Source organism: Bythopirellula polymerisocia (assembly GCF_007860015.1).
Taxonomy (GTDB): Bacteria; Planctomycetota; Planctomycetia; order Pirellulales; family Lacipirellulaceae; genus Bythopirellula; species Bythopirellula polymerisocia.
In genome coordinates, this window is sequence record NZ_SJPS01000004.1 from 259,150 (window position 1) to 279,179 (window position 20,030).

At 53.1% G+C, this 20,030-nt stretch carries 18 protein-coding genes and 1 tRNA gene; 10 read left to right on the forward strand and 9 right to left on the reverse strand.

The window, feature by feature from the left end; all coding sequences use genetic code 11:
• Nucleotides 1–281: 281 nt before the first annotated feature.
• Complete coding sequence (locus tag Pla144_RS13930) at nucleotides 282–869, forward strand: HdeD family acid-resistance protein (RefSeq protein ID WP_146451296.1); 588 nt, start codon at nucleotides 282–284, stop codon at nucleotides 867–869.
• Nucleotides 870–993: 124 nt separating this feature from the next.
• On the opposite strand, the gene Pla144_RS13935 is transcribed toward Pla144_RS13930, so the two are convergent.
• The 4 genes from Pla144_RS13935 to Pla144_RS13950 all read right to left on the reverse strand — a co-directional run bounded on the left by Pla144_RS13935 (nucleotide 994) and on the right by Pla144_RS13950 (nucleotide 4,406).
• Entirely contained in the window at nucleotides 994–1,704 is a 711-nt protein-coding gene (locus tag Pla144_RS13935) for an ankyrin repeat domain-containing protein (RefSeq protein WP_146451297.1), read from the reverse strand.
• Between the two features lie 39 nt (nucleotides 1,705–1,743).
• Nucleotides 1,744–1,956, reverse strand: a complete 213-nt coding sequence (locus Pla144_RS13940) for a hypothetical protein (protein WP_146451298.1) — start codon at nucleotides 1,954–1,956, stop codon at nucleotides 1,744–1,746.
• A 151-nt stretch (nucleotides 1,957–2,107) separates the two neighbouring features.
• A complete protein-coding gene (locus Pla144_RS13945) occupies nucleotides 2,108–2,902 on the reverse strand; it encodes an alpha/beta fold hydrolase (RefSeq protein WP_146451299.1) in 795 nt (264 codons plus the stop codon).
• A gap of 28 nt (nucleotides 2,903–2,930) precedes the next feature.
• Nucleotides 2,931–4,406, reverse strand: a complete 1,476-nt coding sequence (locus tag Pla144_RS13950) for a peptidoglycan-binding protein (protein WP_146451687.1) — start codon at nucleotides 4,404–4,406, stop codon at nucleotides 2,931–2,933.
• Nucleotides 4,407–4,504: 98 nt separating this feature from the next.
• Here Pla144_RS13950 and Pla144_RS25310 point away from each other — a divergent pair, with 98 nt between their 5' ends.
• Nucleotides 4,505–4,633: a hypothetical protein gene (locus Pla144_RS25310; RefSeq protein WP_261342327.1), complete on the forward strand. Its 129-nt coding sequence runs from the start codon at nucleotides 4,505–4,507 to the stop codon at nucleotides 4,631–4,633.
• Between the two features lie 660 nt (nucleotides 4,634–5,293).
• Here Pla144_RS25310 and Pla144_RS13955 read toward each other — a convergent pair.
• Complete coding sequence (locus Pla144_RS13955) at nucleotides 5,294–5,518, reverse strand: hypothetical protein (RefSeq protein WP_146451300.1); 225 nt, start codon at nucleotides 5,516–5,518, stop codon at nucleotides 5,294–5,296.
• 137 nt (nucleotides 5,519–5,655) lie between these two features.
• On the opposite strand from Pla144_RS13955, the gene Pla144_RS13960 reads away from it, so the two are divergent.
• A complete protein-coding gene (locus tag Pla144_RS13960) occupies nucleotides 5,656–6,285 on the forward strand; it encodes a class I SAM-dependent methyltransferase (RefSeq protein WP_146451301.1) in 630 nt (209 codons plus the stop codon).
• Between the two features lie 83 nt (nucleotides 6,286–6,368).
• On the opposite strand, the gene Pla144_RS13965 is transcribed toward Pla144_RS13960, so the two are convergent.
• Entirely contained in the window at nucleotides 6,369–6,944 is a 576-nt protein-coding gene (locus Pla144_RS13965) for a VOC family protein (protein ID WP_231936367.1), read from the reverse strand.
• Nucleotides 6,945–7,216: 272 nt separating this feature from the next.
• Between Pla144_RS13965 and Pla144_RS13970 the strand changes: the two genes are divergently transcribed.
• Nucleotides 7,217–7,468, forward strand: coding sequence for a hypothetical protein (locus Pla144_RS13970; RefSeq protein ID WP_146451303.1), 252 nt, complete (start codon nucleotides 7,217–7,219; stop codon nucleotides 7,466–7,468).
• A 211-nt stretch (nucleotides 7,469–7,679) separates the two neighbouring features.
• Here Pla144_RS13970 and Pla144_RS13975 read toward each other — a convergent pair.
• Together Pla144_RS13975 and Pla144_RS13980 are read right to left on the reverse strand one after the other, a co-directional pair.
• Nucleotides 7,680–7,752, reverse strand: a tRNA-Lys gene (locus tag Pla144_RS13975).
• Nucleotides 7,753–8,036: 284 nt separating this feature from the next.
• Nucleotides 8,037–8,507 (reverse strand): hypothetical protein, encoded by a 471-nt coding sequence (locus Pla144_RS13980; RefSeq protein ID WP_146451304.1) that lies wholly within the window; start codon nucleotides 8,505–8,507, stop codon nucleotides 8,037–8,039.
• Between the two features lie 651 nt (nucleotides 8,508–9,158).
• On the opposite strand from Pla144_RS13980, the gene Pla144_RS13985 reads away from it, so the two are divergent.
• The 4 genes from Pla144_RS13985 (at nucleotide 9,159) to Pla144_RS14000 (ending at nucleotide 14,676) form a co-directional block, all read left to right on the forward strand.
• Entirely contained in the window at nucleotides 9,159–10,412 is a 1,254-nt protein-coding gene (locus tag Pla144_RS13985; protein WP_197530679.1) for a S26 family signal peptidase, read from the forward strand.
• A 128-nt stretch (nucleotides 10,413–10,540) separates the two neighbouring features.
• Entirely contained in the window at nucleotides 10,541–12,529 is a 1,989-nt protein-coding gene (gene lepB, locus Pla144_RS13990) for a signal peptidase I (RefSeq protein ID WP_197530680.1), read from the forward strand.
• Nucleotides 12,530–12,618: 89 nt separating this feature from the next.
• The gene (gene lptB, locus Pla144_RS13995) at nucleotides 12,619–13,461 is read left to right on the forward strand and encodes an LPS export ABC transporter ATP-binding protein (protein WP_146451306.1); all 843 of its coding nucleotides are present in this window, start codon (nucleotides 12,619–12,621) and stop codon (nucleotides 13,459–13,461) included.
• 45 nt (nucleotides 13,462–13,506) lie between these two features.
• Nucleotides 13,507–14,676, forward strand: coding sequence for a TIGR03032 family protein (locus Pla144_RS14000; RefSeq protein ID WP_146451307.1), 1,170 nt, complete (start codon nucleotides 13,507–13,509; stop codon nucleotides 14,674–14,676).
• A 7-nt stretch (nucleotides 14,677–14,683) separates the two neighbouring features.
• On the opposite strand, the gene Pla144_RS14005 is transcribed toward Pla144_RS14000, so the two are convergent.
• Nucleotides 14,684–15,763, reverse strand: coding sequence for a DUF1573 domain-containing protein (locus Pla144_RS14005; RefSeq protein ID WP_197530681.1), 1,080 nt, complete (start codon nucleotides 15,761–15,763; stop codon nucleotides 14,684–14,686).
• Nucleotides 15,764–16,256: 493 nt separating this feature from the next.
• Here Pla144_RS14005 and Pla144_RS14010 point away from each other — a divergent pair, with 493 nt between their 5' ends.
• Together Pla144_RS14010 and purL are read left to right on the forward strand one after the other, a co-directional pair.
• Nucleotides 16,257–17,102, forward strand: a complete 846-nt coding sequence (locus tag Pla144_RS14010) for a prephenate dehydrogenase (protein WP_146451309.1) — start codon at nucleotides 16,257–16,259, stop codon at nucleotides 17,100–17,102.
• Nucleotides 17,086–20,025 carry a phosphoribosylformylglycinamidine synthase subunit PurL gene (purL, locus tag Pla144_RS14015; RefSeq protein WP_146451310.1) on the forward strand — a complete coding sequence of 980 codons (2,940 nt, stop codon included), beginning with the start codon at nucleotides 17,086–17,088 and terminating at the stop codon, nucleotides 20,023–20,025. Before Pla144_RS14010 ends, purL begins: the two co-directional genes overlap by 17 nt.
• Nucleotides 20,026–20,030 lie beyond the last annotated feature (5 nt).

Below are 20,030 nucleotides of genomic sequence, written 5' to 3' on the forward strand. Positions count from 1 at the left end.
TTGACCGAATAAAATAGCCGAGCTTTTACCCAAGGTATGCATTCGCAGGACCTCCCGAGCGTAAAGTGCCTCGCTGCTTTACGGAAATCAGGCTAATCCGTATCGTAATCGAATAGGCGATAAGTGCACTTCCCCTGATTGTAGTAGTGGTGCTAAATTTTCAATTTACACATCCAGATTTACGCTTGCTTCTCAGCTAGTGTGAACTAAACCTATATTGAGGTAATACACTACAGAAAATTCTCGATCCAAACCAATCTCACACATTGAGGGACACAAAAATGTCTACAGATTCAAATTTGCCAGCGACCGTGGCTGCCGAAGCAGTTCAAGAGATAAAACAATTGCGTGAACATTGGTGGGCTTTCTTGGCACTCGGCATCGTATTGGCTGTGATCGGATCGGTCTGTATCATCCATCCTTTTATGGCATCAGTCACTTCGGTAGTCCTTTTGGGATTTTTGATGGTGGCCGCCGGTATTGCCCAGGTTCTCAGTTCCTTTTTAGCTGGCAAATGGAGCGGAATGTTCTTGCATTTGTTCGTCGGGGTGCTGTACGGGCTCGTAGGATTCATGATCATTGACTCCCCCGTTGAAAACACGCTGCTTTTGACAAAAATCCTGGCTATCTTTCTGATGGTGGTCGGACTGCTTAATATCCTTACCTCACTGATTCAGAGATTTCATGGCTGGGGCTGGGTGCTGCTAAATGGTGGTGTCACGTTCCTGCTTGGACTGCTGATCAACCGACAATGGCCGAGCTCTGCCCTGTGGGTGATTGGCCTGTTCATCGGAATTGAAATGATCTTCAACGGCTGGGCCTGGATCATGTTCGCCTTCGGCATCAAGCCTCGCTCGCAAGCTGCATAGCGACGGACTTGCTGATTCAAATCATCAGAAAAGAAATGGGCTGGTCACCAAACCCGGTGACTAGCCCATTTTGATTCAGCCTATGGCCCTGTCGCAACACAGACTGCTTGGCGCAGTGACGGTTCTACTTCGCCAAGAGTTCCACAACCTGGGAGTGACCATTTCGCTTAGCAAAGTCGAGTGCGGAATCACCATCCACATCGCGAATAGCCGGGTTTGCTTTGTGCTCAAGTAGTAGTCTTACAACTTCCAGTTGCCCCTCAGCTGCCGCATGCATGAGCGAAGTGAACCCTTCCCCTTTGTCGACAGCATTCACGTCAGCCCCTGAGTCAAGTAGCAGCTTGACTGTCGCCAGGTTGTCACCGGTCGCAGCAAACATGAGTGCTGTTCTACCTAAGGCATCTTGATGATCTAGCAAAGCACCTTGGTCCAACAAGAGCTTTATAATGGAAGTGTGACCATTGAATGCCGCCAGCATCAGTGCGGAACGCTGCTGATCGTCAACCGCGTTGACGTCGACACCATCCTTGATGGCCTGCCGAACGAAATCGATATTACCGTCCATCGCGGCATCCCCGAAGGCTGTAATATCAACTACGACTTCTTTAGATCCACTTGTCTGAGTGGATATCTTCTGCGGTTTCGCTTCTGCTGGGGGCTCCTTCTCCGCGGCTCGACCCTCGTTGGCAGAAACTATCTCCTCCTCCGAATCAATCAGTGCCTGTGACGGCGATTCAGTCGCCTCTTCGCAACCGACCAAGATAAGCACCAGGACGCTTGATGCGAAAAGTGATGCAGACCAACGAACCCAAGCAAGCAAAATATGGTTTTTCATAAACCCATCTTAGCACCCCGAAGCCTTTTTTGTCATCAATTAATTCGTTGCTGCGGATTCGTTCGATTTCCCCGATTTGCTATCGCTTGCCTGCCACGATTCTGTGGAATCGCGTTCTTCCACTAACGCAGAGGGACACACCTCTTGATCGCCACATTGATGGCAGACCACTCGAATCAAATCCGAGCCTCCCAGTCTCAATTGCTGATCCTGACATAGTTGGTAGAGTTGTTGCAAATGAACACAAGCCATTGTCAATCTCCTTTGCAAAAAGTGATTTTAGCGCGGATTATAGCACCTTATCTCGGTTAGGGGTGCCACCAAATTGACGGTAAAATGGGAAATCGGCTGGTTGCCTCAGGGTGCGCGGAATACTTGCATCTCCTTTGCTTTGGAGAAGTAGTTAGCTGTCAGCCAAAAATTCGAGCACGGACTTAGCGAAGGCTTGCGGCTCCTCCCAATGAAGGGAATGGGCGGCGTTGTCAATCACCTTGAAGGTCGCCCTTGGGATTTCCTGCGCCATTCGAGCACAGTTTGCAAGTGGAAACAGAAGGTCGTCTTGCCCGCCCAATACCAGCGTTCTTGGACAGACTTTGGCTAGTCCACTGCAGGAGTAATTCGCTATCGCCTCAACTTGATTTCTAAATGCAATCGCACTCTGGGGGTACGGGTATTCGACCGCAAATCGTACGGTGTCCGCAACGGCCACGGTGTTCTCAAAAAACCGCGCTGAAAAAAGCCAGAAAAAGATGCTACGGAACCAGGGTTCAAGCTCCATGCCTGATTCCAACCATGAAGCCCAGCGGCGAAATAAAGTCTTGTTCCGACTGGATACGGGTACCGAGGTTGCGGCCAAGATCAGCTTTTGGGCAATGTCAGGAAAACGCGTCGCGAGTTCCAAGGCTACGAGCCCACCCATGGAGTGACCAAGCAAGTAAACGGAAGAGAATCCCAGATGCCGGATCAGTGCAACACAATCATCGGCAATCAGGGGAACGCTCAACTCAACGTCTTGAGGCCCAGTTCGACCTACTCCTCTATTATCAAACGTAATTACAAGATATTGCTTGGATAATGCATCGAGGATTGGCTGCCAGCTTTGCGAGTCACTGCCCAGACCCGCCACGAGAACCAGAGGCAAACCATTACCATGGGTTTCGTAGTACAGCTCAACTCCATTGATTAACGCGTTTGGCATTTCGAGCGAAGCTTCAAGCTTTGAATCTCTAGAGGGCCGAGCGTCGCAAGATCCAACAACTACCCGCCAAGATGAGAAGGAGTAAAGTCGCCGGCTCAGGGACCGTTGTAACTGCAGCGGTGACGCTTGCGTTGTAGATGCTCTGCCATAAGGCCAAGTCCGACCCACTCAATGGATTGATGGTATCACCTCGTTGCCAAACCAGGAAATCTTTTCCATCGACTTGATCATCGAAATTAAAGTCTCCTGGCATATCTACTAGTCCTGCTAGGCGAGTGGGTGAGCCGACATCAAGGTGTAAGTGGTTTTGATGACCACCACTGGAATCAAAATAAGTCGCAGTCGCAGGCCGCATAGAGTTGAGTCCTGCGAGAATGTCTTGGTTTGAACTAATGATTCTAATGACTTTACCCATATCCAGTCCTCCGCTCGCACCGGCGTCAATGTAGTTAACGGCAATTTCGATCGCCTTTTGCTCGGCGGCACTCGTGACACCATTGCCGAAATTCCAAGTCGAGGCGTCGACGTGCATGTCAATATCCATGCCAACTCGGTGTGTGCTATGTGACACAGCCGATCCATAGCCATCCACCGCCGACATCGCATTCATGAGTTGAGTGGTCCCGGTCGCCGCCTTGGCGTCGGCAGAACCTTGAATCCACAGATCTTGAGCCCAGCTAGTGCCGAAGCGCTCTACCTGCGGCGTAAGTCCCGTTCTCAGGTTGGTGCCCGGATCGCGGCTTGGCAAAATATCGAAGTCGCCAATCATAGTGTTGACGCTAAAAGAGCCAGGAACTTGCGGGTCGGGATCAATCAGCTCCTCCCAAGTCGGAGCGTTCGCGGCATTGAGCCAACCGGCTGTATTAGGACCCACGATTCCATCGACATTACTCTGAGTTGTGTTAATGCCTGCCACGAAAGCCGCCTGAAATGTTCGCAGCGCGGCATCGGTATTCGGGCCAAAATCACCATCTACAGAAATCGGCGTGCCCCCCTGCCGAACAAATCCTAGATATCGTAGACGCTGCTGCTGTTGAGCTACAAACAGTTTGTTGTTTGCCGGTTTATTAATAGCTTCCAAGCTCTGTCCTACCGAACCCGATCCGGCTCCCGTGTAACCCGGTTGAACGGTTACCGCAAAAGATTTCTGCTGGCCATTCACCAGTACAGTCCCTTCCAGAGTCCCTTGAAAACCACGTGAAGTAGGATCGACATCACCCAATGAAGGAGTATTGCGTGCCGGATCAGCGAAAACCCATAGCTGCCCATCGACAAGAAAATTCCCTTGGTTGAGATTGGAACTTGTTAGTGCGGTATGGCTACCAAATCCGCTCAAAGATAAGCCAGAAAAAGTAGCACCACTAGGAACTCCCAGTCGAGACTTGAAATCGATCTGTATTCCGTTGCCCGTGCGACCATAAAACTGGTAATCCACAGCTAGGCAGAGAGCCGCCTGCGAATAACTGGCAGCAAATAACAGGAGCATGGCGCAAGGGTGCCGCATAATAGGTTTCCGTCTTCTCTGTTCTGTAGTGTTGGCGTGTTCCAGCAAGCCTTACCGCTATTCTACACTAAGCCCACAAAAACGACGACCGACAGAAAATGGAAGAAGACCTCGAAACCAAGAAATGGATCGGCAAGCTGGCTGGCGTTATTTTTGACCGCGAGCGGGGCAAGTTCGCGTCGGCTCACGACCTGCGGCGCTCGTTTGGCTACCGCTGGAGCCGTTAGGTCATGCCCCCCCCAGCTACGAGAGATAATGCGACATGCCAGTATTGAAACCACTATGACCTGCTACGCCAAACAGAACGCTGAGGCCACGGCAACGGAGCTATGGGCGGCCCTAGGTAAACTTATGGGCAAACATTCCTAACTGGATTCCAGAAACCCCCTAGAAAACCAGCACAGCTCAAAGAATTGAAACCTCTAACCTACGGATTGGAAATACTAAGGTTGTGGATAGGGGATTTTGCCGGGATTTGAACGTTTTCTCGCTCAGTCAGTCTCGTTGGCTCCCCCGTCGGTCGTTTCGGACAAGAGCCACCGGCGGGGTTGATTTTACGACGGGGATCGGCTCACGGGCAGATTTCAAGAGAGGATAAGTCGGTCGAAACGGCCCGATGGGGGCCAGGCGGTTTGGCCGTTTTGATATTTAACAATTTGGATAGCTTCCCATGGATCAGAGCGTAAACGGCCGCCATGGGATAGGGTATGCCCCGATCCCTATCTAGCGGCGGTCGATAAAACCTTCCTGTAAGAGTCTGTCAAGTTAGAAAAGAAAAAAGTGGTTTCCTTCCAGGTTGCTGCGTACAAGTAGTGGTTTGCGTACTCGCCTGTGTTGTTAATTCGTTGATGGTCTTGTGGAAATTTACTGAATTTGATTGGGCTTGGTCATCGTTGCCGCTGCGGGAAGTTGCGATCGTTCTTTTCAATGGCGATTGCTCCCAACACATTCCTTCGCAAGGTACCGCTCACGTTCACCGTGAGGTGCGCAAAGAAAGCGTTGACTTTCTCCGGTTTCGTGGAGACCTGCCGAGCCTGCAGGACATCCCCTTCTTCGTTGCGGAAAGAAATCGTCAGTTGCCGTGCATGTTGGTCGATTCCAAGGTATAACATCTTCGTGGTTCTCCTGTAGTAGAGGGAAGTGATAAACAGCATCCCAATTCGATAGGGATCCACTTCTTCTTTTCAAGACTCTTTCATAGATATCAACGCAGTTGTCGCGTCCTAGCTGGAAAGGTAAATTCGTCGACATGACAGCAGAGTATTGGGACAAAGTCGCAGACCAAAAGAACTTTAGTCATCCGCTCAACCATGAGGTGTTCGCCTCGCTGATGGAGCCTACCTTCCGAGTGCTGGACGTCGGTTGTGGATACGGGAGGATTCTCGAACAGCTGCGGAGTATGGGCTACCGCAACACACTTGGCATCGACTCGTCTTCGAGCATGATTGCCCGTGCGACGCGAGAGAATCCACATCTGGACTTTAGGCAGGCGGAAGGAACCCGCACCGGCGAACCTGCAGGAAGTGTTGACGCCATTATCCTCTTTGCCGTCCTGACGAGCGTGCCGGGCGATAACGACCAAGAACAGCTCGTGCAAGAGTGCTGGAGAGTCCTACGGGCAGGTGGAATCGCGTACGTGAGTGACCTTTACCTCAACGACGATGCGAGAAACATCGACCGATACGACCGTGGTGAGCAAGAGTTCGGCGTTCGAGGCGTCTTTCGTTTGGAGGATGGTGGAGTCATGCGGCACCACACGGAAGCTCGCATTGAATCGCTGTTTTCCGACTTCGAGACAATTCACTATGAAGAGTTTTTGGCACCCACGATGAATGGAAATGCCTCGAAGGCTTTCCAGCTAATAGGGCGTAAGCCCTGAGACATTCATCCTGAACCTCACCAGCATGAAACGCCGAGTGCAATTAGGAACTAGCGTCGAACGGTGAAGTGGAAGTGCCTCTACTAGTCAGCCGCACTCTCGAAGAGCTTCTCAGCTGCGGCCATGATTTCCGCCTGGGTCATGTCGTGTAAACGCATAGTTACACCCCATTCGTGTCCGAAAGGATCTCGCACTCGTGCGAATCGTTCACCCCAAAATACATCTGTTGGCTCCATGACAACCTCCGCACCATGTTTCTTCATTTGGGCCACCATTGCGTCGCAATCATCCACGTAGAGATGAATGGCCACCGTTGTTGCACCTAATGACGCGGGGCTCGGCGTACCACCGTGTTCGGGTAGCTCTTCGCTCAAGAAGAATCTCGCTCCATCAAAACAAAATTCGCAATGCATGACTTTACCATCGGACATTTTCAACAGCAGCGAGGGCTCTGCCTCGAAAACACGTGAGTAAAACTCAACCGCTTCATTGGCGTCGGTGACGCTCAGGTAAGGAACGAATTCTCGGGTTGGCATGGCAAACTCACCTTTATCATGAATCGATTGAACTTGTCTTTTTCCACCACAAGCCTCTGTTTTCACGAGCCAGAATACAAGGGCAATACTTGTGGATTCGACACAGCTGGGGGTAAAGTTCATTCCATTTATCCGCCGAATCTGGGCCATAGATTTGCTTCAAGGCTAGTCTTCATATCGAGATTCGGCGTGAAGCCACGAGGCAGGTTGCAGAGCTAGCTATATCCAGCGGCGGCGTGCCAAACCCCGGAAGCGGTAGTACCCACCAACGCCAGCAAGCCACTTGGGCCCACCGTTGACCCTCTGAACACAACATAGGGGCAGATAGCAGCCAAGGGCTTGCAGGGTACTTGCGTCTATGCATCTTGGCTCTCTCACCCCGGGAGCGAAATGCCATGGACAACATTAGCGGGCCTAGTGCTTATCTCGAAAGGGGGACACCCATGCCACTATCGAAAGAGATGCGGGCCTATTTGGCCGAGCGTTACGACTGCGACCCGCATACAGAAATACTATTCGACGGTAACGCGATTTCCGTTATCGGCATGTCGCCAGGGAACAACGAACCCGAGCAGTTTTTTGCGGGCTACGTTGCCGACATAGAACACGAAATGGGGATACACAATGACTACTTTGGGGCCGAATAGGCTAAATGAAGAGACAATCACTCACCGAGGATACCCCCTAACGCGTTCCTGGAACCTAACTCGATTAATACCCCGATTTGGGGCTTTTAAGGATTCTTGGAGGTATTGCAGTATGGCCGACGAAATCAAAGTCTATGCAGTGAGGTAAACATTAAGGTAAACTAGCCGCTGCTGAGACTCCCCGAAACTCAAAAAACCCCTTAAATAAATATGAGCCCGGCGGGGCTCGAACCCACGACCCACGGATTAAAAGTCCGTTGCTCTACCAACTGAGCTACGGGCTCATACATTTCAGTCAACGCCTGAAAACCAGAGCCCCAAAGTATAGCCGCCCCACGGTCCGTCGGCTAGCCGTTCCTCGGGGTGGTTTGGCAGAAAATCGCCAAGAAAGTAGGGTAGCGCAAGAGGTATTGCTCTGCCAAAATCTCGGATGTGAGGGTGGCGCGCTACGGAAGAAGCTTCCGCCAAACGCAGTAGGAAATACAGGAATGAGAGGACTTGTGACTCGTTCCTCCCATTCCTGCGCTGGGTTTCCCTAGTGCTCTCTGTTTGCGAAGTGAGGCGGAAACTACTGTCCGCAATTGCAATCGCTAGTTCCCATCGAGGTTCCCATCGGAACTCCCATCATCATCGATGAGCTGCCGTCGAAGCCGTAGTTCACCGCTGAACCTTCTGAACAGCATGGATCGCAAGGCTGTGGGCAGCACATCGGTTGCTGGCAACAGACGGGTGCACTCCGTTGTACGTGCCCCATCATTGGAGTTGCGCAAGCACTGCTACGGGAACCAAACATGTTGCGACAACTGCCGCAGCCGGAGGCATTGAGGATCAGCGCGGCTGCCGCTATCAATAGTAAAGTCTTTTTCATCTCCTGCTTTGTCCCGCGTGTGGGGACGCTCCGTTCACGTGGTTTGCCGAAGGGCAATGGTGCGCGCCAACCGCGAACGTTTGTTCGTGGGTAGGCAGGCAAATATTTCTCCAGACAAGCATTCACCGCAGAGTGGCGTTTGGCAAACATCGTGGTGAGATTTTGCCTCATTTTCCCAGCTAATCGTAACCTGCATACCGTTTGTGGCGAATGTGCAATCCACGGTCGTGCGATTATTCCACCAAGAATGATTGTTCCAACGACCACCGCCGTTTACGATGATATTGGCTGGGCGAGCCAGCATGTGCATTGAATGGAACGCGGAGAACAGCTGATTGTCTCGGACTCAAATTCAAACACTGCATCTATCCATACTATTAACGTTCCAAGTTTTTGAAGAGCGCTCAAATTAATGCGCTAGGACGTTGGCCACTGATTTTCCCAGCGCGGTCAAAGGCCGCAACCAAAAAGGGAACACGAGGATCGGTGACGGGGCAGATGTATAGGGAAGAAATAGAACGCGGATAAACGCAGATTATGAGGAATTGCGCGGATCAGACTGATTGGCTTGGTACTAATCAGTGATAATCTGCTGAATCCGCGTTTGTCCGCGTCTAATTTCCGCCCTCTTTAATTCTTGTTGAAAAAAATTTGCGACAACTGCGAAGATTTGAATTGTTAGTAGCACGGAAGAAACGTCAGATAAGAAACAAACATGTCAATTCATTAGTGTTTCATCCGTGTGCATCCATTGCTAAACAAGGGATTTTGGTTGCCGTCATGTGCCGCACTGGGGCAATCCCTGGAAAGGATCTTGCTGATTTGAAAGCTCACTCTTCAAGTATTGTCACGGCCTTACAATTAGTCATTGGCACGTTTGTTCTGGCGATCGTGCTGCGTACCTGGTTGGTGATGGGGCTTATCGAGCCGGTCACGGTGGCGGGGAGTTCGATGGCCCCGACTATGCTGGGTCCTCATTTATCGCTCAAATGTGAGCGGTGCCGACATATGTTCGATGTGGGTGCTGAGTTTGCCGTCGAAACGGAACATGCCGAATGCCCTCAATGCGGATTCAAGGCAAACCCTTTTGCTGAGTTGCCGGTGCGACGCGGCGACCGGTTAGTGATCGACCGCATGACGTTATTATTTCGCTTACCCCGGCGTTGGGAGCCGGTCGTGTTCGTTTCACCCGCGGACGAAGGGGGCTTGGTCGTAAAGAGGGTGGTCGGTCTCCCCGGCGAAAAGATTCAACTGCGCGATGGGGAAGTCTGGATCGACGGTCATCTGGCAAAGAAAACTTTCGAAGAGCAGCTGAGCTTACGCCACTTGATCCATCGGGAAGCAACATCGGCGCAGCGCTGGCAAGGAGATGGCTGGACCTGGCGCAACGGAATTTGGAACTGTGCATCTCACGAAGATTGGAATTTGCTCAGCTATGTGCATCCACAAGAACAGCTAATCACCGATGACTCGTCCTACAACGCCGGACTGACCCGCCGGTTGTTTGCTGTCTACGATCTTTCTCTTTCGATTAAGCTGCAAGTTACCGGCACCGGCGAACTCGCCATTTGCCATTATGACGGCGAGCAAGAACGGGAGATTCGCCTGAATCCTGCTGAGGGCAGATTCGAATTGCGCTCGGGAGGAATCCTTTTGAGCATCGTCGAGTTATCACCCGCATCCTCGAAGGCACTCCAAGTCGGTGAAGTCCAAATCGAAATCGGAGTCATCGACCAGCGATTGCTTTTTGCCATCGAAGGCAACGTAGAATGGGCTCGCGATATAGAGGATTCCGAACAGAAGGGGTCGGGAGTCAATAGAAAAGACTCCTGTCCCGTTTTTAAAATAGGGGCAAGGGGGCTCACGACGAGATTGAGAGACCTGCGACTCTTCCGAGATGCCTTTTATGCGTCGCGCGAGGAAGCGGCGAGTCTCGACGAGCCAATGATTCCAATTCTCCTTGGCGAGAACGAAATATTTGTGCTGGGCGACAATGTCCCCGTTTCCATCGATAGCCGCCATTGGGGCCCTCTGCCGCTGCGATTTTTGGTTGGACGACCACTAAATGTCCGCTAGCATCCGTCTCTTTGTGGTGTTTCAAGTTTACCGCCATCGAGAAATTCGACTATATTCCGCTCGCTCCGACGAATAGAATCTATCGACCGCACTGAAATTCTCCGAATAGACACCTCCCTCGCGATTTCATGGCCAAGAAAAACTCCCCCAAATATCGAAGTCCACAGCCTACTCGTTCAACGCGCGAGGAAGTCGCTCCCTCTAGTAGCAGCACGGTGGCGATGCGCGAGACGATTGAGTCCATCGTAATCGCCTTTGTGCTGGCGTTCTTGTTCCGCACATTTCAGGCCGAAGCGTTCGTCATTCCTACGGGATCGATGTCACCTTCGCTGTTGGGCCAGCACAAAGACGTGAAGTGCAGTGAGTGTGGCTACCGGTTTCGCACAACGGCTAGCACCGAAGGGGAAGATCGCGATGCCCGCCTGGCTCGCCTCAGAAATCCTACTGTGACTCACCAGGAACGAATGCAATTGGAACGAGAGATTGCCGGGGCCGAAGTAATCGCTGGTATGTGCCCCATGTGTCGACAGACGATGCTTTACCGCACCGATGATCTCCCTCGTGGTCTGCCGGCGTCAGTGGATACCGAAAACGTAGTCGATGAGCCCAGCTATCCGGGCGATCGCATCCTGGTGAACAAATACAGCTTTGGCTTCCGCGATCCCGAGCGATGGGAAGTCGTCGTGTTCAAGTTTCCCGGCAATGGCGAGATGAACTATATCAAACGATTGGTCGGGCTGCCTGGAGAGGAACTACAAGTTTATCAAGGAGATATTTTCGTTCGACCACAAGAAGAAGGTGCCGAATATAAGATCGAACGTAAACCGCCTCATAAAGTAAAGGCGATGCTCCAGCCGGTGCACGATACCGACTACGATCCGCAGATCTTGCACAATGCCGGTTGGCCCTTGCGGTGGAGTGATGCAACCGGAGGTTGGCAGACCGAAGTTGAATCGGACGATTCGAACTTAGTGCAGCGACACAAGTTCGTTTCCACCGATGCCCCCGCAGATGCTCCCGTGTCGTGGCTCCGCTATCAACATCTGCTACCAGACGATAATGATTGGACAATAGCTCGACGCTTCGCCGACCGGGGAGAGTATGTCGGGACGACGAAGGAGCAGTGGCTCGCGGGTATTCGGCCGCAACTCATTACCGATTTTAATCCGTACAATGCCCGTATCCTCCGGGCGCAGCTCATGAATCGTGGCCCCTTGCAGATTGAACCCCACTTGCTGGGGATGGAATGGGTTATGGATCTAGGAGTCTTGATGGATGTGGAAATCCACGAGGCACGGGGAGAATTGCTCTTGGATCTCGTCGAGGCCGGAAAACACTTTACCTGCCAGATAGACCTCAGGACTGGCAAAGCCACGCTAAGCATCGATGGCATGCCAGAGTTCGCTCCGACTGCCGAGACCCCTCTCTCTGAGGCAGGTGAATTTCGAATTCAATTTGCTAACGTCGATGATCAGCTCATGCTCTGGGTGAATGACGAGTTGATTCCGTTCGGAGAATCCAATGAATCGGCGACCTATAATGCCGACCAGGTATTTGGCGGACGCGAAAACGCAATACCGCAAACCTCTGAGGACGACCCCGGAGACCTCGCGCCTGTTGGGATTGGCGCACGTGGCGCTTCGCTTACCACTACGCACTTGGAAGTGCTGCGCGACATTTATTATATCTCTGCCAGGGCCAATGATGAGCCGATGCGGGCCAAGTGGAGCGGGCTAGGTTATCATCTCGACTACGATCACCCCGACGATGCAGCCGAACTTTCAGATGGTACTCGTATTCCTCCATTGAGTTACGAGAGGCAATTATTTTCCGACCCCAGCACCTGGCCCCGGTTTCTCACTCGCCATAAGCGGAATTTTCCAGTGGACGAGGGCCAGTACTTTGTCATGGGAGACAACAGCCCGGAGAGCCTCGACTGCCGCCTTTGGAAACGTGGAAACGACCCCAATGCCGTACCGGGTGGAGCCTATTTGGACGCGCGATTAATGACCGGCGATGCCGTGAGCGTATTTTGGCCGCATTCCTGGGGAAGTATCCCCGGTTTAAAAAAGCTTCCCGGCTTCCCCAACTTTTGGGATATGAGAATTGTTAGGTGAGTAGGTTGTTAGCAATTAGCATTTAGGCATTTGCCATTCTGGCTAACTACTAACTGCTAATAGCTAACTGCTAGTCATGGAGGACGAACGTGTCACTACTGCGAGCAAGTGGATTAGTAAAAAGCTATGGCCGTCGGCGGGTGGTCGATGGCGTTGATTTCGCCGTCGAGCGGGGCGAAATCGTCGGTTTGCTGGGACCCAATGGTGCCGGCAAGACGACCTCATTCCGCATGACTTGCGGGATGGTCGAACCCGATTCAGGCCAAGTTTTGCTTGGTGGCCAGGACGTGACCGATTGGCCCATGTATCGTCGCGCCCGTGACGGGGGGATGGGATACCTGTCACAAGAATCCAGCGTTTTCCGCAAGCTCTCGGTCCAGAATAATCTGCTTGGCGTGATGGAAATGCTCGGCATCGATCGCAAGACACGCCGACAGCGATGTGACGAGTTGCTCGAACAATTTGGCATCACGAAGCTTCGCCGCAGTAAGGCCCACCAACTCTCCGGTGGTGAACGAAGACGCTTGGAAATCGCCCGCTCCTTGGTTTCCGATCCCCAGATCATCCTGCTCGACGAACCTTTTACAGGCATCGACCCGGTAACCATTGCCAGCATCCAGGAGATCATCCGCGACTTGCGATCACGCGGCATCTCGATACTCATTACCGACCATCAGGTCCGCGAGACTCTGCAAATCACTGACCGCAGCTACGTTATCCGCGCGGGGCAAGTCCTCTGTCACGGGACTCCCAACGAGGTGTTGAAAAATCAAGAGGCCCGCAAGCATTACTTCGGCGAAGGAATGGAAATGAGCCTCGCCGGTCCGCACTCGCCGGTCGAGTCGTCAGCCGAAACGCGACTCGCAGCCCTCCGCGAACGCATCTCCCACCGCTTCGATGCGACCGACGATCCCCACGAAGGCGCGGCCTAAAGTGCGAGGTTCGCAGTACATCAAATTGCTCGTTATAATGTCGCTATGAGCGAATTATCTCCTACGAATGAGCCTCCCATCAACGGCGCCGTAGATTCTGACTCCGCGGCTGATAGCCCCCCACCGCTACGAAGTGTTCACACCTCGAACCTCCCCCAGATATTTGCTGAGGGGAACTTCTCGCTTTTGGTCACAACCTATCAGGCTGGCAAACTCGTGTTGCTGCGCAACGACAAAGGGATCCTCAATACGCACTTTCGCAACTTTCTCAAACCGATGGGCTTGGCCGTCCGGGGAGGCAAGCTGGCGATCGGCTGCAGCATCGACATCTGGGAGTTTCACAATGTGCCCGCTGTTTGCCAGCGGCTTGATGACCACGAAGAAAATAAAGAGACCGGTTTCCACCACGATGCCTGCTTCTTGCCTCGTCGCAGTCATACCACCGGCGACGTGCAAATCCATGAAATGGCCTGGGTCGACGACGAGCTTTGGTTTGTGAACACTGCGTTCAGTTGCCTCGCCACCCGTAGCGAAATCAATAGCTTTGAGCCACATTGGCGACCGAAGTTTATCACCGAACTGGTGCCCGGCGACTATTGTCATCTCAACGGTCTTGCCACGCGGGATGGCAGAATTCGGTATGTGACCGCGCTGGGGGAAACGGATACCCCCGGTGGGTGGCGTGAGAATAAACGCGACGGTGGAGTCTTGATAGATGTTGACTCAAACGAGGTTATCGTGCGGGGCCTCTCGATGCCCCATTCCCCCCGTTGGTATCGCGACAAACTCTGGCTCCTTGAATCGGGCAACGGCACGATTGGTACCGTTGATTTGGCGACGGGAAAGTACGAAGTGATTGCCGAGCTACCTGGCTTCACACGTGGTATATCGTTCTTGGGGCCACTGGCTTTCGTCGGGCTGTCGCAAGTCCGCGAGTCGGCTGTTTTTAGCGGCATCCCTTTGGTGGAGCGTTTAGAAGAACGCACCTGCGGAATCTGGGTTCTCAACATCGAGACCGGGCAAACAGTCGCATTTTGCCGATTCGAGGACGCAGTGCAAGAAATTTTCGCGGTCGAAGTTTTGCCCGGAATTCACTTCCCTGACGTGGTCAACCATGATGCTGAACTTATCGGCAGATCGTACGTACTCGGCGACGAAGCGCTAGCACTGGTCCCTGCCGACCTCCGCGGCGGTAAGCTCAAAAGCGAATCTTAAGGCAGCCTCAGATGCCCGTTGTATCTGCAACCTGAAGAGTATCCTTCGAGACCTTGGATTGATTATTGGCCTCGGCCTGTGATTCAGCGGCAGCGGGATCAGCAACAACTTCGGCGGAGACGGTCAAGGCTGCACCACGGTTGGGGCGATCGGTTGTGATAGTTACTGGCACCTTTACTGGACCAGGTTGATCACCAGGGCGATAGGTAATCTCGACAAGGTGAAGTTCCTTCGACTCGTCGTCGGTTTGGAAGGTGAAGCAGTTGTCGCCACAATTAACATCGAGAATCTTAAACGGCTTCTTGCCACGCACGACGACCTTTTTGGTGACAGGTTCTCCAGCCTTGACGGTGCCTAAGACCAAAGTTTCAGGAGTTACCGAAATCTCGGGAACGACATGTCCGCTGACGAACAATGGAATACGTTGGCTCTCGGCCCGCGCGTCGTTGGTTACCACGGTCAATTGATCTTTGACGAACCCTGAGGAAACCGAGTCCTTCATGCGCACTACAAGGCCGTAAGTGACCTTTCCCGCGGTGCGAGTACCACCATCCAATTCTACTTCAAAGTGGTCATTGTCGTTGGTGACGTCGACTATTTTCCAATCGTCGCGGCCTGCGTAACTCACGCTAATCCGTTGCTCTTTGATTTCTCCTTCGTCGACTTTGCCGAACTCCACTGCGCCAGGGGAGAAGACCACGTCGCCGCGGATGTTGCCATGTACGCGCACCTGAACCTCGGCCGAATAGGGAGCCCCAAAGGAAACGGTGAGTGTCGCACCATGTCGGCCGACAAATGTGTGTGTATTGAACTTCGCAACGAGGTAGGCCTTTTCGTATGTATTGATGACCTTATTCTCGATCGATGGAGATGTGCAGCCACAACTTGAGCGAACCCCCAATATCTTCATCGGTTGCTTATAAAGATTGGTAATCTCGAACTTGTAAACAGTCTCTGCACCACGTGCGACTGTTCCGAAATCATGTTCAAGTGTGTTGAACATTTTTTCAGCCCACTCTTGGGCAGAAGCCTGACCGAGAACGAAACTCCCCAACACCAGCAAATTCAAAATTCCAACGCGCAACATGGCAAATGTCCCCAAGAAACGTGAACGGCCTGTTTGCGCAAATCCATTCGCACTAAGCATTTTCTGACAAACTTTCCCTGCTAGCAAGCAGTCCTGACTCTGTGATCAACCGTACGGTATTTTACCGCGACAAAGGGGACTCGTGAGAGGCTACTCTCAACGAAACTTGGATTTTTTGCTTTTTTTAGTCTTCCTTGATAGGGCAATTCCGGAAGCGGAAACTGGTCACGTTGTGCCGAGTCTAACGACGACGGCGAAGCAGCCAATCTGTCATAAACACGTCGTTCGGTCTCTGGTTAAACTCACATTGCAGCGATGGCGCGGTAAACCAGAGGTCTCGGATCAACTGGGAAATGCAGGATGTGCCCCCCTGCAAAGCTCCCATAGTTTGCTAGAATGCCTCCTTCGATCCATTGCCGCCTGGTGCTGCTCGGGTGAGCCTTCGATGAGTCTCACCCAACCGGGCTAAACCAGCCATTCAACCCACCTTCGCATGCCTGTGGCTATAAATGTAACTATTGTCGGGGTCGGACTGATCGGGGGGTCGATTGGCTTGGCACTCCGCGAGCGAAAACTGGCAAATCGAGTCGTGGGTTGCGGACGCCGCCAGCAATCTCTCAACAAGGCACTGGCTGTCGGTGCCATCGACGAGGCCTCGACAGACATCACGGCAGCGGTTGCAGATGCTGAAATAGTGGTAGTTGCCTCTCCCGTAGCATCCGTTGTTGACCACGTTTGTCGTGTTGCTGAATCTTGTAGAGCAGACTTGATCACCGACGTTGGTAGCACCAAGGGTTTGATTTGCCGTCAAATCGAGAAACAACTCTCTGGATCAAACCCCCACTTTGTGGGAAGCCATCCTCTGGCGGGCGACCACCGCACGGGTCCGGAAAATGCCCGCGCCGATCTGTTTGTAGATCGAACCGTGGTGGTGACGCCTTCCGAACAGACCCCGGACAATTTGACCCAGCGAGCGGCTGAATTCTGGCGATCACTGGGTGCTAAGGTCGTAGAAATGGGCCCCGAAGAGCATGATCAAGCGGTGGGAGCAACCAGCCACTTGCCGCATCTGGTCGCCTCGGCCTTGGCTGCCTGCACTCCGCATAAGTTCTTGCCACTGGCTGCCACCGGCTGGGCCGACACGACCCGCGTCGCTGCTGGAGACCCCGAATTGTGGACGCAGATTTTCTCGCAGAATGCCCCGGCAGTAATTAATGAGTTGGACAATCTAATGGAACAACTTGTTAAACTACGTGGAGAATTGGCAAGTTCGGACTGGCAACGGATCCAAGAGACCTTAGAAAAAGCGAAACAGGTTCGAGATGCTTTGGGAATTTGACATACATCCCCTCGATGGGTTACCTGACCAGGAGGCTCAACGCATCGCACTGCTAGCGAATGAAACGGGGATATGCCCGAATCTCTCGGTTCGGTCGGCCCGCGGATTCCTGCTGGAAAGCGATTCGCTCAACGCTGATCAGGCCAACCGTCTCGCGGAGGAATTGTTTGCCGACAATACTGTAGAGAGCTCGGTAGTTGCCCCCGTAGGGGATTCTCGATTGGTTGATCATGCCTCAAGCCAAACCAAAGGCAACTGCCCCACGCTGCTGCAAGTGCTGCTCAAACCGGGAGTCATGGACCCCGTGGCTCAGAGTGCCGAGACGGCTATTAGAGACTTCGGCTACTCGGTCTCGGCCGTGCGCACTTTGCGAAAATACTGGATCGATGGTGCCAGTGAGGAGCAAGTCGCTGCAATTTCAGAACGAATCCTGGCGAACGACGCTATCGAGCAAACCGTCCAAGGCCCTCTCGGGTTCGATGAGCTCCAGCAAGGTTGCGAATATCAGTTCAAACTACTCACTGTTCCCCTCGGCGGTCTCGACGACGAAGGTCTGATGCGGCTCAGCCGTGAGGGGCAACTGTACCTGCAACTGGCCGAAATGCAGACCATCCAACGGCACTTTGCCGAGCTGGGCCGCGAACCAACCGACATAGAACTGGAAACGCTGGCCCAAACCTGGAGCGAACATTGCAGTCACAAGACGCTGGCTGGCCGAATCGCCTACCGCGACGAACGGGGTGCACGGCAATTCGAAAACATGCTCAAGGAAACCATCTTCGCCGCCACGACAGAGCTGCGTTCCCGCTGGGGAAATAAGGACTGGTGCGTCAGTGTGTTCCGCGACAATGCTGGCATCGTGCGGTTCAACGACGAGTTCAATGTGGCATTCAAGGTCGAGACTCACAATCATCCGTCGGCCTTGGAACCTTACGGCGGTGCAAACACCGGAATTGGCGGTGTGATTCGGGATACCATCGGCACGGGGATGGGTGCCAAGCCAGTCTGCAACACCGATGTATTTTGCTTTGCTCCTCCCGATACCTTGGTGGATGACCTGCCCAGTGGTGTGCTCAACCCTAAGCGGGTCATGCGTGGAGTGGTGAGTGGAGTCCGGGACTACGGCAATCGCATGGGAATTCCCACAGTGAACGGGGCTGTCTTTTTCGATTCCCGGTATCTGGGGAATCCGCTGGTTTACTGTGGCAATGTGGGAATCATCCCCGTCGATAAATCTTTCAAGCAGCCTCAACCCAACGACTTGATTGTCAGCGTCGGAGGTCGCACGGGTCGTGATGGCATCCATGGTGCAACCTTTTCCAGCGCAGAACTAACTCAAGAGAGTGAATCTCTCTCAGGCGGGGCCGTACAGATCGGCAATGCCGTCGAGGAGAAAAAAGTACTCGACGTGTTGTTGGCCATCCGGGATCGTGGCCTGTACACCGCCATCACTGACTGTGGGGCAGGAGGGTTCAGCAGCGCAGTCGGAGAAATGGGAGAGGAGATCGGTGCCGAGGTGTGGCTTGAACTTGCTCCGGTGAAGTATGCCGGTCTGACCTACACCGAGATTTGGATTTCCGAGGCCCAAGAACGAATGGTGCTGAGCGTCCCCGAGCCCAACTGGGAGGAGCTGCATGCTCTCTGTGCCGCTGAGGGAGTCGAGGCCACGGTGATCGGTAAGTTTGCTCCCACGGGTCGGCTGGTGCTGAAGTATGACGACGAGATAGTGGGCGATCTGGCAATGGACCTTTTGCACAACGGGCGGCCTCCCGTGATTCGCTCAGCCAGTTTTACTCCTGCTGAAATCATCCCACTGGAAATCCCCACCAGCGGCAGCGAACTGACGGCGGACCTTTGCAGGATTCTAGGTTCCTACAACGTTGCCAGCAAAGAGTGGATCATTCGACAGTACGACCACGAAGTGCAGGGGGGAAGTGTTGTGAAACCTCTGGTGGGAGTTAACCTCGATGGTCCCAGCGATGCTGCCGTAGTTCGCCCTGTGCTCAGTTCCCGGCGGGGTCTGGTGATTTCCTGCGGCATGAATCCTCGCTACGGCGACCTAGACACTTACCACATGGCTGCCAGCGCGATCGACGAGGCGATCCGCAACTGCGTTGCGGTGGGCGCCGATCCGGCACGCATCGCGCTGCTCGACAATTTCTGTTGGGGTGATTGCGAAAAGAGCGAAACCCTCGGTTCATTGGTTCGGGCGGCGCTGGCCTGTCATGACTTATCGCTAGAATTCGAGACTCCCTTTATCAGTGGTAAGGACAGCCTGAACAACGAATTTAGTTTTGTCGGATCCGATGGTAAAAAGCAAACGATCGCGATTCCTCCAACGCTGCTCATTAGTGCCCTCGGGCAAATTGCCGATGTCGCGTCGGCCGTGACGATGGACCTCAAGCACTCCGACAGCTTGCTCTACCTGGTGGGCGAAACGAAGAACGAACTCGGCGGCTCGCATTTCGCTTTGATTCACGAACTCGAGGGAGGACAGGTTCCGACCGTTGATCCAGCTATTGCCAAACAAACATTTGCCGCCCTGCACCAAGCAATTGTCCAGGGACTGGTTGCTTCGTGCCACGACTTGAGCGAGGGAGGCCTGGCAGTCGCCGCCGCAGAAATGTGCTTTGCCGGTGGAATCGGTGCCGAATTGGAACTAGCCAAAGTCCCGAAGGGGAGTATTGACCTTACCTCGTTGGAAAAACTGTTCAGCGAATCGAACACGCGATTCTTGTGCGAAGTACAAAGCAAGAAGGCGAGCGAATTCGAGAACTTGTTGGCAGGCGTGCCTCTTGCGTGCCTAGGTCACACCATGTCTGAGAAAGAATTGCGCATTTCAGAAGCCTCAGGATCAGCACCTGTAATTTCAGCAAAACTGACGGATTTGAAAACCGCTTGGAAAGAACCTCTAGCTTGGTAGCCCAA

Coding starts and splice junctions, on each gene's coding strand:
- Pla144_RS13955 (WP_146451300.1), bottom strand. CDS start 5,518: ATGTTATACCTTGGAATCGACCAACATGCACGGCAACTGACGATTTCT.
- Pla144_RS14005 (WP_197530681.1), bottom strand. CDS start 15,763: ATGTTGCGCGTTGGAATTTTGAATTTGCTGGTGTTGGGGAGTTTCGTT.
- Pla144_RS13950 (WP_146451687.1), bottom strand. CDS start 4,406: ATGCGGCACCCTTGCGCCATGCTCCTGTTATTTGCTGCCAGTTATTCG.
- purL (WP_146451310.1), top strand. CDS start 17,086: ATGCTTTGGGAATTTGACATACATCCCCTCGATGGGTTACCTGACCAG.
- Pla144_RS13940 (WP_146451298.1), bottom strand. CDS start 1,956: ATGGCTTGTGTTCATTTGCAACAACTCTACCAACTATGTCAGGATCAG.
- Pla144_RS13970 (WP_146451303.1), top strand. CDS start 7,217: ATGGACAACATTAGCGGGCCTAGTGCTTATCTCGAAAGGGGGACACCC.
- Pla144_RS13935 (WP_146451297.1), bottom strand. CDS start 1,704: ATGAAAAACCATATTTTGCTTGCTTGGGTTCGTTGGTCTGCATCACTT.
- Pla144_RS14010 (WP_146451309.1), top strand. CDS start 16,257: ATGCCTGTGGCTATAAATGTAACTATTGTCGGGGTCGGACTGATCGGG.
- Pla144_RS13945 (WP_146451299.1), bottom strand. CDS start 2,902: ATGCCAAACGCGTTAATCAATGGAGTTGAGCTGTACTACGAAACCCAT.
- lepB (WP_197530680.1), top strand. CDS start 10,541: ATGGCCAAGAAAAACTCCCCCAAATATCGAAGTCCACAGCCTACTCGT.
- Pla144_RS13960 (WP_146451301.1), top strand. CDS start 5,656: ATGACAGCAGAGTATTGGGACAAAGTCGCAGACCAAAAGAACTTTAGT.
- Pla144_RS13980 (WP_146451304.1), bottom strand. CDS start 8,507: ATGAGGCAAAATCTCACCACGATGTTTGCCAAACGCCACTCTGCGGTG.
- Pla144_RS14000 (WP_146451307.1), top strand. CDS start 13,507: ATGAGCGAATTATCTCCTACGAATGAGCCTCCCATCAACGGCGCCGTA.
- Pla144_RS25310 (WP_261342327.1), top strand. CDS start 4,505: ATGGAAGAAGACCTCGAAACCAAGAAATGGATCGGCAAGCTGGCTGGC.
- Pla144_RS13965 (WP_231936367.1), bottom strand. CDS start 6,944: ATGAACTTTACCCCCAGCTGTGTCGAATCCACAAGTATTGCCCTTGTA.
- Pla144_RS13930 (WP_146451296.1), top strand. CDS start 282: ATGTCTACAGATTCAAATTTGCCAGCGACCGTGGCTGCCGAAGCAGTT.